The 16,289-nt window shown below is 64.4% G+C and carries 5 protein-coding genes and 2 pseudogenes; 6 read left to right on the top strand and 1 reads right to left on the bottom strand.

What is annotated here, in order from left to right:
• Window positions 1-4: 4 nt before the first annotated feature.
• Window positions 5-1,360, bottom strand: a complete 1,356-nt coding sequence (locus tag EJ077_RS18970; RefSeq protein ID WP_208695609.1) for a formimidoylglutamate deiminase — start codon at window positions 1,358-1,360, stop codon at window positions 5-7.
• A 163-nt stretch (window positions 1,361-1,523) separates the two neighbouring features.
• Here EJ077_RS18970 and hutI point away from each other — a divergent pair, with 163 nt between their 5' ends.
• The 6 genes and pseudogenes from hutI to EJ077_RS18940 all read left to right on the top strand — a co-directional run bounded on the left by hutI (window position 1,524) and on the right by EJ077_RS18940 (window position 16,199).
• Window positions 1,524-2,690: an imidazolonepropionase gene (gene hutI / locus EJ077_RS18965; RefSeq protein WP_245458454.1), complete on the top strand. Its 1,167-nt coding sequence runs from the start codon at window positions 1,524-1,526 to the stop codon at window positions 2,688-2,690.
• Complete coding sequence (gene hutH, locus EJ077_RS18960) at window positions 2,687-4,222, top strand: histidine ammonia-lyase (RefSeq protein WP_208695608.1); 1,536 nt, start codon at window positions 2,687-2,689, stop codon at window positions 4,220-4,222. Before hutI ends, hutH begins: the two co-directional genes overlap by 4 nt.
• Window positions 4,219-5,034: an N-formylglutamate deformylase gene (gene hutG, locus EJ077_RS18955; protein WP_208695607.1), complete on the top strand. Its 816-nt coding sequence runs from the start codon at window positions 4,219-4,221 to the stop codon at window positions 5,032-5,034. Before hutH ends, hutG begins: the two co-directional genes overlap by 4 nt.
• 28 nt (window positions 5,035-5,062) lie before the next feature.
• On the top strand, window positions 5,063-6,733 hold the full coding sequence (gene hutU / locus EJ077_RS18950) for a urocanate hydratase (protein ID WP_208703042.1): 1,671 nt from the start codon (window positions 5,063-5,065) through the stop codon (window positions 6,731-6,733).
• An 11-nt stretch (window positions 6,734-6,744) separates the two neighbouring features.
• A pseudogene (locus tag EJ077_RS18945) lies at window positions 6,745-7,322 on the top strand (HutD family protein).
• A 289-nt stretch (window positions 7,323-7,611) separates the two neighbouring features.
• Window positions 7,612-16,199, top strand: a pseudogene (locus EJ077_RS18940) (glucoamylase family protein).
• Window positions 16,200-16,289 lie beyond the last annotated feature (90 nt).

Below are 16,289 nucleotides of genomic sequence, written 5' to 3'. Positions count from 1 at the left end.
CTAGTCATCCCTCGGAAAGCGCCGTCATCACGCTGCCAAACCGTTCGGCGATGGCCTCGCGCTTGGCATGCCTGCCGCCGCTGACCTGTTTCTTGCCATGCACCCAGACGCAGTCGACCTTGCTGCCATTGGCGAAAATCCAGGCGTCGAGGATCGCGTCTCCGGTCTTGCCGGCCAGCGAAGGGTTCTTGGCGTTCAGCGAGACGAGATCGGCGGATGAACCAGGCGCGATTTGCGAGGCGCCGGCGCCAAGCGCGATGCTGCCGCCCTCGATCGCTGCGTCGAACAGCGCGCGGCCCGTCGAGCCGCCGGCTACCGCAAGCACATTGCGGGCGCGGTGCGCGAGGCGCTGCGAATATTCGAGCTGGCGCAATTCGTCGGGCAGGCCGATCAGCACGTTGGAATCGGAGCCGACGCCGAAGCGGCCGCCATGCTCCCTGAACAATGGCGCGGCAAAGGTGCCGTCGCCGAGATTGGCCTCCGTGATCGGGCAAAGGCCGGCAACGGCGCCGCTTTTGACCATGCCGATGGTTTCGGCGTCCGTCATATGGGTGGCGTGGATCAGGCACCAGCGCTGATCGACATCGGCAGCCCCAAGCAGAAATTCGACCGGGCGCGCGCCGGACCAGGCAAGACAATCGTCCACTTCTTTCACCTGCTCGGCGACGTGGATGTGGATCGGACCGTCCGGCGTGATCGCTGCAATCGCCGTGAGTTCCTCCGGCGTCGCGGCGCGCAGACTGTGCGGGGCGACGCCGACAATTGCTTGATTCAAAGAGCGAACAGATTCGCGGCTCTTCTCAACAAGCCGGGCGAACCGATTCACATCGTTGATGAATCGGCGCTGGCCATCATTCGGAGCTGCGCCACCGAAACTGGAATGCGCGTAAAACACCGGCAGCAGCGTCAGGCTGATACCTGTTTCGCCGGCCGCCGCAGCGATGCGCTCGGCCATCTCGGCAGGGTTGGCGTAAGGTTTTCCGTCACGGTCATGATGGAGATAGTGAAACTCGCCGACACGGGAAAAGCCGGCCTCCAGCATTTCGACATAGAGCTGCGCCGCCACCGCCTCGACCTGGTCTGGAGTCATCGACAGCGCGAAGCGGTACATCACCTCGCGCCAGCTCCAGAAACTGTCGGCGGAGGGGCCGCGCAACTCGGCAAGCCCGGCCATGCCGCGCTGGAACGCGTGGCTGTGCAGATTGGGCATGCCGGGCAGGAGAATGGCATGGCGCTCGTCGCCAGCCGACGCGGTGCTCCCCGGCTCCACGGCGGCAATGCGCCCGTTGGCGAAAGTGATGCGCACATTGTCGTGCCAGCCATTTGGGAGAAGCGCCTGTTCCGCAAAGATATCGGTCACTTTTCTCTCCACTTCCCGGTCTCGCATGCGATGATGGCACTTGCAGTGCGTTTCAATATGTATATACATAATCGCCACCGATTGAAACGGAAAAGATGATGGCTGTAGAGAGCAAAAGCCGGGCAGGGGGCTTCGCCTGTGGCGCAATGCGCGTCTGGCGACCATGGCTGAGAATTCTGACGATCTTGGTATCGTCGAGCATGGTGCGCTGGCCGCGCGTGATGGCCGCATTGTCTATGCCGGTCCGGAATCCGAGATGCCCTCGGGGCTTGCCCAAGGCGAGATCATCGATTGCGAAGGCCGCTGGATCACGCCCGGCCTGATCGACTGCCACACCCATCTCGTCCATGCCGGCAACCGTGCCAATGAGTTCGAGATGCGGCTGGCGGGCGCCACTTATGAAGAGGTTGCCAGGGCAGGCGGCGGCATCGTCTCGTCGGTCAAATCCTTGCGTGCCGCCAGCGAGAGCGACCTGGTCGCCCAGACGCTGCCGCGCCTCGATGCGCTGATGGCGGAAGGCGTCACCACGGTAGAAGTAAAGTCGGGCTATGGGCTCGATCTCGAAAACGAGAAGAAATCGCTGCGCGCCGCGCGACAGCTGGGCAATGAACGTCCGGTGACGATCCGCACCACATGTCTCGCGGCCCACGCGCTGCCGCCCGAAGCCAAGGGTGACAAGGATGCTTTCGTCGATCTCGTCGCCGAAACAATTCTTCCCGGCGTCGCCGCCGAAGGCTTGGCCGATGCCGTCGACGGGTTCTGCGAAGGCATCGCCTTTTCGCCCGAGCAGATAGCGCGCGTCTTCGATGTCGCCAAGGCGGCTGGCTTGCCCGTCAAACTCCACGCCGACCAGTTGTCCAATCTGCACGGCGCTGAACTTGCCGCCCGCTATGGTGCGCTGTCGGCCGACCATCTCGAATACACCGACGAGACGGGCGCAGTGGCGATGGCCACGGCGGGGACCGTGGCGACGATCCTGCCCGGCGCCTACTATTTCATACGCGAGACCAAGAAGCCGCCGATCGGGCTCTTCCGCCAGCATGGCGTGAAAATGGCTGTCGCCACCGACAACAATCCCGGCACCTCGCCGCTGACCTCGCTGCTTCTGACCATGAACATGGCAGCGACCCTATTCGGCATGACGGTCGACGAATGCCTTGCCGGCGTCACCCGCGAGGCCGCGCGTGCGCTGGGACTGCTCGACCAGACCGGCACGCTGGAGGCCGGAAAATTCGCCGACCTGGCGATCTGGGACATCGAACGCCCCGCCGAACTCGTCTACCGCATGGGCTTCAATCCGCTGCATGCCCGCATTTGGAGAGGACAATGACCGAACTGACCTTGAAGCCCGGCAATGCCACGCTGGCCGACTGGCGCGCCATTTACCGTGGCGCCGTGCCCAAACTGGATGACGCCTGCCGGCCAAAGATCAAGGCGAGCGCCGAGGCCGTCGCCAGGATCGTTGCCAAGGGTGAGCCGGTCTATGGCATCAACACCGGCTTCGGCAAACTGGCCAGCGTGCGCATCCCGGCCGAAGATCTCGAGACCCTGCAGCGCAACATCGTTCTGTCGCATGCCGCGGGCGTCGGCGAGCCGATGCCTGTCCCCGTTGCCCGGCTGATGATGGCGCTGAAACTTGCGAGCTTGGCTCAGGGTGCCTCCGGCGTGCGCTCGCAAACCATCGAGTTGCTGGAAGCGATGCTCGCCAACGACGTCATCCCGGTGGTGCCGGCGCAAGGTTCCGTTGGCGCCTCCGGCGACCTTGCCCCGCTGTCGCACATGACGGCGGTGATGATCGGTGTCGGCGAATGCTTTACCCCGCATGGCCGTTTTCCGGCCAAGGTCGCCTTCGTCTCGCACGGGCTGGAGCCCGTGACATTGGGCGCCAAGGAAGGTCTGGCGCTGCTCAATGGCACGCAGTTTTCGACGGCCTATGCGCTGGCCGCTCTGTTCGAGGCCGAAGTGCTCTACCAGTCGGCGCTTGTCGCCGGCGCGCTCTCGACCGACGCTGCCAAGGGATCGGACGCGCCCTTCGATCCTCGCATTCATCTGTTGAGAAAGCATCGCGGCCAGATCGAGACCGCGGATGCGCTGCGCAATTTGATGGCCGGCAGCGCCATCCGCGAGTCGCACCGGATCGGCGACGAGCGGGTGCAGGATCCCTATTGCCTGCGTTGCCAGCCGCAAGTCATGGGTGCCGCGATCGATGTCCTGCGCAAGGCCGCAGATACGCTCGAAACCGAGGCCAATGGCGTCACCGACAATCCGCTGATCTTCGCCGAGGACGATACCGCGCTTTCGGGCGGCAATTTCCACGCCGAGCCGGTGGCGTTCGCCGCCGACATGATCGCGCTTGCGGTCTGCGAGATCGGCTCGCTGTCGGAACGCCGCATCGCCATGCTGGTCGACCCCGCGCTCTCAGGCATGCCCGCCTTCCTGACGCCCAAGCCCGGCCTCAACTCCGGCTTCATGATCCCTCAGGTGACGGCGGCGGCACTCGTTTCGGAAAACAAGCAGAAAGCTTACCCGGCCAGCGTCGATTCCATCCCGACCTCGGCCAATCAGGAAGACCACGTCTCGATGGCCGCGCATGGCGCGCGCAGGCTGATCGGCATGGTCGAGAATGCAACGGCGGTAATCGGCATCGAATTGCTGGCCGCCGCGCAAGGCTGTGATTTCCATCAGCCGCTGGCCTCGAGCGCGGCACTCGAAGCCGTGCGCAAGCTGGTTCGCGCCGAGGTGCCGCATCTCGACAATGACCGGCACTTCCACCCCGATATGGAAAAGGCGATCGCTATGGTGCGCAGCGGCGCGGCCGTGAAGGTGGCAGGCGCAGTGGCGCTGCCGGGGATTGCGCCATGAGACCTTCCTGGTTGACAATAAGACAAGGCACGGCGCCGCTGCTGGTGTCGATCCCGCACACCGGCATTGACCTCGCCGGCCTCGAAAACCGGCTGGTGTCGCCATGGCTCGGTCGTCGCGATTGCGACTGGTGGATCGACAATCTCTATGATTTCGCCGCCGGTCTCGGCGCCACGGTCGTGCACACCGCGATCTCGCGCACCGTCATCGACGTCAACCGCGATCCTTCCGGCGCCTCGCTCTATCCCGGGCAGGCAACCACAGGCCTATGCCCGACCGAAACCTTTGACGGCGATCCGCTCTACCGTGACGGCGAGGAGCCGGGCCCGTCTGAGATCGACGAGCGCCGCGAGAAGTTCTTTGCACCCTATCACGCCGCCTTGCGGGCCGAGATCGACAGGTTGCGCGCCTTGCATGGCAAGATTGTCCTCTACGACTGCCATTCGATCCGCTCGGTGCTGCCACGGCTGTTCGAGGGCAGACTGCCGGTGTACAATCTCGGCACGAATGACGGCAAGAGCGCCGATCCGATGCTGCAGGCTACGGTCAATCAGATCATGGCCGAAACCGGCGAAACCTTTGTCGTCAACGGCCGCTTCAAGGGCGGGTGGATCACGCGCCATTTCGGTCAGCCGCTTCACGGCGTGCACGCGCTGCAGATGGAACTCTCCAACCGGGGCTATATGCGCGAGCCCGAAGGGAAGGGCACGCCGGACAATTGGCCGGTACCCTACGATGCCGCGTTCGCCGCGCCGATCCGCGCCACGCTGACACAGATTCTCCAAACCGCCATTGACTGGGCCGGGCGCTGAAGCGCCGCCTCATCCGAAAGGGACAATGATGAACAACCCTCGCCACAACATCCGCGAAGTGCGCGCCCCGCGCGGCGACAAGCTCAACGCCCGGTATTGGACGACCGAAGCGCCGCTGCGCATGCTGATGAACAATCTCGACCCTGATGTCGCCGAGAACCCCAATGAGCTGGTCGTCTACGGCGGCATCGGCCGGGCGGCGCGCACCTGGAACGATTTCGACCAAATCGTTGCGTCGCTGAAGACGCTTGGCCAGGACGAGACGCTGCTGGTGCAGTCCGGCAAGCCGGTCGGCGTGTTCCGCACCCACCCGGACGCGCCGCGCGTGCTGATCGCCAACTCCAACCTGGTACCGCACTGGGCGACCTGGGAGAAATTCAACGAGCTCGATAACAAGGGCCTGATGATGTACGGCCAGATGACGGCCGGCTCCTGGATCTACATCGGCACGCAAGGCATCGTGCAGGGCACTTACGAGACCTTCGTCGAGGCCGGCCGCCAGCACTATGGCGGCAATCTCAAGGGAAAATGGATCCTGACCGGCGGTCTCGGTGGCATGGGCGGCGCCCAGCCATTGGCCGCCGTCATGGCCGGCGCCTGCTGCCTGGCAATCGAATGCAATCCCGATTCGATCGATTTCCGCCTGCGCACCCGCTACGTCGATGAGAAGGCCGAGACGCTTGACGAGGCCATGGAAATGATCGAGCGCTGGACCAAGGCCGGCGAGGCGAAGTCCGTCGGCCTGCTTGGCAACGCCGCCGAGATCGTGCCCGAAATGTTCAAGCGCGGCATCCGCCCCGATATGGTCACCGACCAGACCTCGGCGCACGACCCCATCAATGGCTATCTGCCGAAGGGCTGGACGATGGCCGAGTGGCGTGAGAAGCGCGTCAGCGACCCCAAGGCGGTCGAGAAGGCGGCCCGCGCCTCCATGCGCGAGCATGTCGAGGCGATGGTGGCGTTCTGGAACGCCGGCGTGCCGACCCTCGACTATGGCAACAACATCCGTCAGGTCGCCAAGGACGAAGGTTTCGAGAACGCCTTTGCCTTCCCCGGTTTCGTGCCGGCCTACATCCGTCCGCTCTTTTGCCGTGGCATCGGCCCGTTCCGCTGGGCGGCACTCTCAGGCGATCCGGAGGATATCTACAAGACAGACGCCAAGGTGCGCGAACTCACCCCCGGCAACACCCATCTGCACAATTGGCTCGACATGGCGCGCGAGCGCATCTCGTTCCAGGGCCTGCCGGCACGCATCTGCTGGGTCGGTCTCGGCGACCGGCACAGGCTGGGCCTCGCCTTCAACGAGATGGTGGCCAAGGGCGAGCTCAAGGCGCCGGTCGTCATCGGCCGCGATCACCTTGATTCGGGTTCGGTCGCCTCGCCGAACCGGGAGACGGAAGCGATGAAGGACGGTTCGGATGCGGTCTCCGACTGGCCGCTGCTCAACGCGCTGCTCAATACAGCTTCGGGCGCCACCTGGGTGTCGCTGCACCATGGCGGCGGCGTCGGCATGGGCTTCTCCCAGCATGCCGGCATGGTCATCGTCGCCGACGGCACGCCCGACGCCGCCAGGCGCCTGGAACGGGTGTTGTGGAACGACCCGGCGACCGGCGTCATGCGCCATGCCGATGCCGGCTATGACATCGCCATCGAATGCGCCAAGGAGCGCCAGCTCAACCTGCCCGGCATTCTCGGATAGCGGCTGACATCATGCGCGTCCTTCGTGCCGCCGATTACCGCGTCATGCCGTGGAAGAACGGCGGCGGCACGACGACCGAGATCGCCGTCTCGCCCGATGGCGCCGGGCTCGACGATTTCGACTGGCGCGTCTCGATGGCTCGGGTCGAAAGCAGCGGGCCGTTCTCCAGCTTTGCCGGCATCGACCGCACGCTGTCGGTGCTGGAAGGCGAGGGATCGTGCTTGATGTCGCCGGCCTTCCGCCGGAGCGGATGACCGCGGCCTCCCAGCCATTTTCTTTTCCGGCCGACCAGCCTACAAGTGCCGCGATGATCGACGGCCCGATCACCGATCTCAACGTCATGACCCGCCGCGGCCGCATGTTGCATCAGGTCGAGCGTCTGGCGATTTCGACGCCCGTGGAAATCCCGACCGAGGCCGGTTCCACCCTCATCCTTTGTCACAGGGGCCATGCCATTTTCCCCGGCGCCGCGCCCATTCGTCTCGGGCCGCTCGACACCCTGCTGCTCGGACCTGATGCCTCTGTCTTGCGGGTTCAGCCCGCACCGGATACGACCCTTTTCGTGATCCGGATAATTGCTGCCGCCTGACGCGTTTGGCGCCAACGGTTACCGCCTGTTTCCAAACATGATCGCGACGCCGGCGAAATATAGCGTAAGCTGGCGGTGGCATCACGAAAAAGCCCGAATCCTCCCCGTCGATCGGTCCTGACGGGAGCGAGGGGCGCTCGTCTTTGAGTTTGCTCGAAAGATGACGCCCTGTCGTGGTGCGGAAACAAACTTTCGGCATAGGGGTTGATGCAACCGATTGCATTTGAACCGGTTTTAGGGCCATTGCCGTGGCGGTGATGCCGCTGAGTGCCCGCTTACGGAATTTTCAATGAATATTCAGACGAATCCAGCCCAGATCGAGAAGACAAGCGCGAGCTTTCCAGCCATCACGGAAGAGCCGATAAGATCGACATTCCTGCCGGAGGAACGGCTCCGGCTGCTCGGCGAAAGCCTGGCCAATGGCGACCTGGCGGACCTGTTCGGACTGATACCATTCGACTTCCAGGCCCGCATCCGCGACAGCGCCAAGAAGATCCTCGAAGTCTACCGGTCGACCAATGCCGCGCAGGCGAGGGGCGAAACCATCACGCCGGCCGCGCAATGGCTGCTCGACAACAACTATCTGATCGAGGAAACCATTTTCCAGGTCAAACGCGACCTGCCGCGCCGCTTCTACCGGCAATTGCCGACGTTGAAACTGCCCGACGGCGGCACCGTGCCGCGCGCATTGGCGCTGGCCTGGACCTATGTCGCGCATTCGGACAGTTCCGTCTCGGCGACCATGTTCAAGTCCATCGTCCAGGGTTTTCAGTCGGTCGAGCCGCTGAAGATCGGCGAACTCTGGGCCTTGCCGTCACTGCTGCGCTTCGTGCTGATCGAGAACCTCCGCCGCCTGGCGGTCAGGGTCAACCGCACCCGCCAGATGCGCCAGATCGCCAATGACGTGGCCGACAAGGTGCTGGCGACCGACGACAATCCGGATCGGCAGGCGATCCTCGCCAAGTTCAGCGCGCATGCGCAGGACACCACCTTCGCCACTCAGCTTCTCTATCGCCTGCGTGACGGATCGCAGAACGCCGGCAAGGCGCTGGAGTGGCTGGAAGGCGAACTCGAAAAGACCGGCTCGGATGCCGAGGAAATCATCATTTCCGAGCACCAGACGCTGTCCAGCGGCAATGTGACGACCGGCAACATCGTGCGCGGTCTGCGCCTCATCAACGACGTCGACTGGACGGTGTGGTTCGAAGGCGTCAGCCGCATCGATACCGTGCTGCGCGAGCGCACCGATTTCGCCGCGCTCGACTTCTTCTCGCGCGATCAATACCGCACCGCGATCGAGGAACTGGCACGCCGCTCGAACCTGTCGGAGTACCGTGTCGCCGAAAAAGCCATCGAACTGGCCGGCCACGCCGCCGGTGAAACCGCCCCGGAGGGCGTTGAAGGGGTGGATGCCCAGGCCGCATCCTCTCACACCGACGTCGGTTTCTATCTCGTTGGCCCGCGCCGGCTGGAGCTGGAAAAGGCAATCGAGTACCGGCCTACGGTCAGCCAGACGGTCAAGCGGACCTTCGCCAAGACAGGCTGGCTGGGCATCGTGCTGCCCGTCTTCGCGCTGACCGCCCTGCTGCTCGTCCTGTCCGGCAACGCCCTTTCCAATCTCGGTCTGTCGGTGCCGTCGATCGTGCTGATGCTGGCTCTGTTTGCCGTGCCGGCCAGCGAAGGCGCGCTTGCCTTCTTCAACACCGTGGTCTCGCTGTTCCTCAAGCCTACTCGCCTGATCGGTTACGACTACAGGCACGGCGTGCCGCCCGAGGCGCGCACCCTGGTGGTCGTGCCGTCGCTGATCGGCTCGCGTGACGATGTCGAGGAAAACATCCGCAACATCGAAGTGCATTATCTTGCCAACCTGGCGGACGAAATCCATTTCGCGCTGCTTTCGGATTGGCCCGACAGCAAGATCGAGATCGATGCGGCGGACACCGAGATCCTCGACTTCGCCCGCGCCGAAATCGCTCGCCTCAACGCGCGCTATCCCTCCGACGGCGCGCCGCGCTTCTACATTCTGCACCGCCGCCGGCTCTACAATGCCGCTCAAGGGTGCTGGATGGGCTGGGAACGCAAGCGCGGCAAGCTGCACGAGCTTGACCTGTTGCTGCGCGGCGACAGCGATACCACCTTCTTGCCGCTCGAAGTGCCGCTGCCGGAAAAAGTCATCCATGTGATGACGCTCGACGCCGATACCCGCACCACCCGCGATGCGGTATCGAGCCTTGTCGGCAAGCTTTGCCATCCGCTCAACCGCCCGCATTTCGACGCCACCAGGCGCGTCGTAACCGCCGGTTACACCATCCTGCAGCCGCGCATCACCGCTTCACTCACCAGCGGCGATGAAGCCTCCTTCTTCCAGCGCGTGTTCTCGGCCAATCGCGGCCTTGATCCCTACGTCTTTGCTGTTTCGGACCTCTATCAGGACGTCTTCAGCGATGGGTCCTTCACCGGCAAGGGCCTTTATCATGTCGATGCCTTCGAGGCCGCCTTGCAGGGCCGTATTGAGGAAAACACCATCCTCAGCCACGATCTGCTCGAAGGCGCTCTGGCGCGCGCCGCACTGGTCACCGACGTCGAACTGGTCGAGGACTACCCGACCCGCTACTCGGTCGACGCCTCGCGCCACCATCGCTGGGCGCGCGGCGACTGGCAGCTTTTGGGATACATCTTCAACCCCCGTTCCGGCGTTCCGGCCTTGTCGCGCTGGAAGATGGTCGACAATCTGCGCCGCTCGCTGACGCCGATCTTCTGGGTTATGGCGGCGATCGCCGGCTGGACCTTGCTGCCCTTCACGCAGGCCGCGCAGTGGCAGGCCTTGCTGATCCTCAGCTTGTTCATGGCGCCGACTTTCGACGTGGTCAACGCCATCCTGCCCAAGAGCGGCGACCAGACGCCGCGCGGCCATTTCTCGGCGCTGGCGCGCGACGTCGCCTTCGGCACCGCCATGGTGGCACTGAAGATCGTGCTGATGGCGCACAACGCCTGGATGATGGGCGACGCCATCGTGCGCACGCTCTACCGGCTGTTCGTCAGCCGGCAGAACCTCCTGGAATGGCGCACCGCCTCGCAGGCGCACAAGGCGGGCGACAACGATGTCGGCTCCTATTACGGCATGATGTATGGCGCCGTGATCATCGGCTTTGTCGGCCTCGCCATTCCGGTGCTGGCCGATTCCACCGGTGCCTTTGTGGCCTTCTTCTTTGCCTTGTTCTGGATCGGCTCGCCGGCGATCGCCAGCTGGATCAGCCGCTCCGCCGAAACCGAGGACCGGCTGCGTATATCGCAGGCCGACATTCACACTCTGCGCACCGTGGCGCGGCGCACCTGGCACTATTTCGAGAGCTTCGTGACGGCCGAACATCACAATCTGCCGCCGGACAATTTCCAGGAGAGCCCCGCGCCCGTCGTGGCGCCCCGCACCTCGCCGACCAATATCGGCGTCTACCTGCTCTCGGTCGTCTCGGCGCGCGATTTCGGCTGGATCAGCCTGTCCGATGCCATCACCCGCATCGATGCCACCATGACGACCATCGAGAGCATGCCGCGCAGCCGCGGCCATCTGTTCAACTGGTACGACACAACGACCCTGAAGCCGCTCTACCCGCTCTACATCTCGGCTGTCGACAGCGGCAATCTCGCCGGTCACCTGGTGGCGGTGGCGGCGGCCTGCGCCGAATGGGCGGAAGCGCCTTCCGTCCACCTGCAGGGTGATTTCGAAGGCATTCTCGACACCGTGACCATCCTGAGTGAAAGCCTCGATGACTTGCCTGACGATCGCCGTCAGTTGCGCCCATTGCGCCAACGCCTCGTCGATCGCCTCGACGGCATGCGGCGGGCCGTCGATACGATCAAGGCGCAGCCGGAAATGGCCTCGATCCGCACCATCAACCTGGCGGTGCTGGCCGGCGAAATCCGCAAGCTCGCCACCGCCATTCACACCGAGGCCGCATCGCCGCAGAGTGACGTCATCGTCGACTGGGCTGCAAGGCTCGAAGCCACCTGCGAGGCGCACGTCCACGACGCCCACAGCGACGAAAACGCAGTCGAGGCTCTGCGTGCCAAGCTGCTCACCTTGCGCGAGCGCACCCGTCGTTTCGCCTTCGAGATGGAGTTCGCCTTCCTGATGCGGCCGGAGCGCAAGCTTCTGTCGATCGGCTACCGGGTCGAGGAACATCAGCTCGACGAAAGCTGCTACGACCTTCTCGCCTCCGAGGCACGGCTGACCAGCCTGTTCGCCATCGCCAAGGGCGATCTGCCGACCGAACACTGGTTCAGGCTCGGCCGCCCCATCGTCGAGATCGGCTTCCAGGGCGCGCTGATGTCGTGGTCCGGCTCGATGTTCGAGTACCTGATGCCGCCTCTGGTGATGAAGGAACCGCAAGGCTCGATCCTTAACCAGACCAGCAAGCTGATCATCAAGCGTCAGATGCAGTACGGCCGCCAGAAGAACGTGCCGTGGGGGATCTCGGAAGCAGCCTACAATGCCCGCGACCGCGAACTGACCTATCAGTACACCAATTTCGGCGTGCCGGGGCTGGGGCTGAAGCGCGGCCTTGGCCAGAACACGGTGATCGCGCCTTACGCGACGATCATGGCGGCGCAGTTCAACCCGCGCGAAGCGGTGCAGAATCTGGCACGGCTGCGCGAGATCGGCGCGCTTGGCCGTCATGGCTATTATGATGCGGTCGACTTCACCCCGCAGCGCGTGCCGGAAGGCACCAACCACGCGGTCGTGCTGAATTACTATGCCCACCATTCGGGCATGTCGATCGCCGCCGTTGCCGACGCCATCTTCGAAGGTCGCCTGCGCGATCGCTTCCACAGCGATCCAGTCATTGAATCAGCTGAACTGCTGCTGCAGGAGAGGGCGCCGCGCGACATTCCGACCGCCACCGTCCGCACCGAGGCCGACGAGCGCTCCAAGGACGAGACCGAAACCGAGAGCCCCGACACCCGCATCGTGCTCGATCCCGGGCGGGCGCTGCGTTCGACCAATGTGATGTCGAACGGCCGCTATTCGGTCATGGTGACCGCGACCGGCTCCGGCTACAGCCGCTGGGGCGATCTGTCGGTGACCCGCTGGCAGCCCGACCCGGTCGAGGACCGTCTGGGCTCATACATCTTCCTGCGTGACGTCAGCACCGGCGACTGGTGGTCGGCAACGGCGGAGCCAAGGCGCGCGCCCGAGGAAAAGACGCAGACCCTGTTTTCCGACGACAAGGCGAGCTTCGTCAAATCGGCCGGCACGTTACGCTCGGAGGTCGAATGCATCGTCGTCTCCGAGGGCAATGGCGAAGGCCGCCGCATCACGCTCTACAATGAGAGCACGTCCGACCGTCACATCGAAGTGACGTCCTTTGCCGAGCTGGTGCTGGGGTCGGAGGCTTCCGACAACGCGCATCCGGCCTTCTCGAAAATGTTCGTGGAAACGGAAATCGCCGCCAACAATGGCGCGATCTTCGCCACGCGACGCAAGCGCGAAACCAGCGAGCCCGATGTCGCCCTGGTGCATTTCGTCACCGATCCGTCGGGGCCGGCTCGTGATGCCGAGGCCGAGACCGACAGGCGCGCCTTCATCGGCCGTGGCCGCACCATCGTCGATGCCGCAGCCTTCGATCCGGGTGCCAGGTTGGGCGGCCATTCTGGCTTCACGCTCGATCCCATCGCATCGCTGCGCCGTCAGGTGCGCGTGCCCGCCAACAAGAAGATATCGCTGACCTTCTGGACCGTCGTCGGGGCCAACCGCGCCGAACTGGAGGAGGCCATAAACCGGCTCGACCATCAGGAGAGCTTTGCCCGCCAGGCCATGCTTGCCTGGACGCGCAGCCAGGTGCAGACCCGCCATATGGGCCTCAGCCTGACCGATGCGGCCAATGTGCAGAAACTGGCGCGCTATCTGATCTATCCTGATCCGTTCCTGCGGCTGCCGGCCGAGTCCATCGCGTCCGGATTGGGCAAGCAGTCGAGCCTGTGGCCGACCAGCATTTCGGGCGATTACCCGATCTTCCTGGTCAGGATCGGCGACGTCGCCGATCTGGAGATCGTTGCCCAGGCGTTGCGCTTCCAGGAATATATGCGCACCCGCGGCATGATGATCGACTTCGTCGTCGTCAACGAGCAGGCCTCGTCTTATGTCCAGGATCTGCAGCGCGCGGTCGAGACGCTGTGCGAAAACAGCCGCTTGCGCGGCAAGGAACTCGGACCCCGCCAGCACATTTTCGCGGTGCGCCGCGACCTGATGGAGGAGACCACCTACAAGACGCTGCTCGCCGTCGCCCGGGTTGTGCTTCATACGCGCAACGGCACCATCTTCGACCAGATCGAACGGGCCGAGGCGGCCGCACTGCAGGCACGCGATGGCCTGCCGCCGGCAGGATTTCCAGGCCCGCGCGAAATTCCTGCGCCCGTACCGCTGATGCATGCATTCGCGTCGCAGGCGGGGGCCGACGTCAGCGCCGATGGCTCCGGTCTCAGCCAGTGGAATGGTTTCGGCGGCTTCGATGGCGACGGGCGGCACTATGTGGTGCGCCTGGCTGGCCGGCGCACCACGCCGCAGCCCTGGATCAATGTCGTCTCTAACGCCTCGTTCGGCTTCCATACCTCGGCCGAGGGTGCGGCCTTCACCTGGAGCCGCAACAGCCGTGACTACCAGTTGACGCCGTGGTCGAACGACCCGGTCTCTAACCGACCGGGCGAGGGCATCTATATCTACGACCAGGCCAGCGGCAGGGCGTTCTCGCCGATCGCCGCAGTGGTGCGCGATCCCTCGATGACCTACGAAGCCTGGCACGGCCAGGGCTTCTCGACCTTCCGCTCGAAGCGCGGACCGTTGTCGATGGACTTGACCCATGTCGTCGATCCCATCGATCCGGTGAAGATCACGCGGCTGCGCATCCAGAATTCGGGCCCGGTACCGGCCCGGCTGCGCGTCTATGCCTATGCCGAATGGGTGCTTGGCGGGCATCGGTCGCGTACTGCGGCAACCATAGTGCCATCCCGCGACGGTGCCACCGGCGCGCTGCTGGCGCAAAATCCCTACGGGCTCGATTTCAGCGAGCGGGTGGCCTTCCTCGCCGCCGACACCGGCGTCCACTCGGTGACGACTGACCGGGCCGAGTTCCTCGGCCGGCACGGGTCCAGCGAGTTGCCGCAGGCGGTGCTGAGCGGTTCGGCGCTGTCGGGTCGCGTCGAAGCCGGAGATGATCCTTGCGCGGCGATCGCCCGCGACATTGAAATCCCCGCCGGCGGGGACGTCACGCTGATCTGGCTGCTCGGCGATGCCGAGTCCCCGGCACAGGCGAGCGCCCTGGTGCAGAAGCATCGGGGCAAGGATTTCGACCAGCGCCTGGCCGACAATGAGCGCGAATGGCGCGCCTTCCTCGACACCATCCAGGTCGAGACGCCCGACAAGGCACTCGATGCCATGGTCAATCACTGGCTGCCCTATCAGAGCCTTGCCTGCCGCATCCGCGCCCGCTCGGCCTTCTATCAGGCAAGCGGCGCCTTCGGCTTCCGCGACCAGTTGCAGGACACACTCGCCCTGCTGGCGCATGATCCGACGCTGGCGCGCGACCAGATCCTCAACGCCGCACGGCGGCAGTTCCCGGAAGGCGACGTGCAGCATTGGTGGCTGCCGCGCACCGGCGCTGGCGTGCGCACCCTGATCTCCGACGACGTGGTGTGGCTCGCCCACGCCACGGCCCGCTATCTAACGGTGACCGGCGACGCCACCATCCTGAAGGAGCAACTGCCTTTCCTCGACGGACAGGCACTGGGCGAAGGCGAGCACGACGCCTTCTTCACTCCGGAAATCTCGAAGAAGACCGTGTCCCTCTACGATCACTGCGCGCGTGCGCTCGACCTTGCCATCAAGCGCAGCAGTCCAGCCGGCCTGCCGTTGATCCTCGGGGTGACTGGAACGACGGCATGAATCGTGTCGGCGAGCACGGCAAGGGCGAGAGCGTGTGGCTGGGCTGGTTCCTGCTGAAGACGCTGGGCGACTTCGCCGCGGTCGCCAAGACCGAGGGCGACACCAAGCGCGCACAGGCCTGGGCAAAGCACGCCGAAGCGCTGAAGCGGGCGCTCGAAAGCACGGCATGGGACGGCGAATGGTACCGGCGCGGCAGCTTTGACGACGGCACGCCTTTGGGGTCACGCACATCGCAGGAGTGCAAGATCGACTCCATCGCCCAATCCTGGAGCGTGCTTTCAGGAGAGGGCGACCCGGCGCGGTCGACCACGGCGATGCAGCAGGCGACGAAGCTGCTCGTCGACGATCATCTCAAGATTGTAAAGCTGTTCACGCCACCCTTCTCGAAGACGGACAAGGATCCCGGCTACATCAAGAGCTACCCGCCTGGCGTGCGCGAGAATGGCGGCCAGTACACTCACGCCGCCACCTGGTTCGTCATTGCGCTGGCGGAGATGGGGCAGACCGATGAAGCCTATCGCTGCTTCTCGATGCTGAACCCGGTCAACCACGCGTTCGACGAGGCCTCGACCGAGCACTACCGCGTCGAACCCTATGTGGTGGCGGCTGACATCTATGCCGGGGACGACAAGGGAGGGCGCGGCGGGTGGACGTGGTATACCGGCTCGGCGGGCTGGCTTTACCGGGCTGCGGTCGAAGGCATTCTGGGCATCGAACGGCGCGGCAAGCAGATCACGTTCCGGCCGAAGCTGCCCAGTCATTGGGACGGCTATCAAGCTTCACTCAAGATGCTGGGCGCCGAGATCAAGGTGCAGGTCATTCGCGATAAAAAAACCAAGACGATCTCGCTTGAAGTCAATGGTTCGAAGACAAAATCGGCGTCCTTTGAACCCAAAGCTGGTGGCCAGACCGAGGTCGTGGTCAAGATACCGGCGTAAAATCAACAGGTTGGATCAACAGGTCGCGCGTCCTGCGGGACGCGCGAAGCCGTCCCCCGTTACTTGCGCGCAATCCGTGGCGGCGCCGGC

The organism is Mesorhizobium sp. M8A.F.Ca.ET.057.01.1.1 (genome assembly GCF_003952565.1).
Taxonomy (GTDB): domain Bacteria; phylum Pseudomonadota; class Alphaproteobacteria; order Rhizobiales; family Rhizobiaceae; genus Mesorhizobium.
The sequence above is the reverse complement of the archived record's forward strand: the minus strand, read 5'-3'. Positions and strand labels throughout refer to the sequence as shown.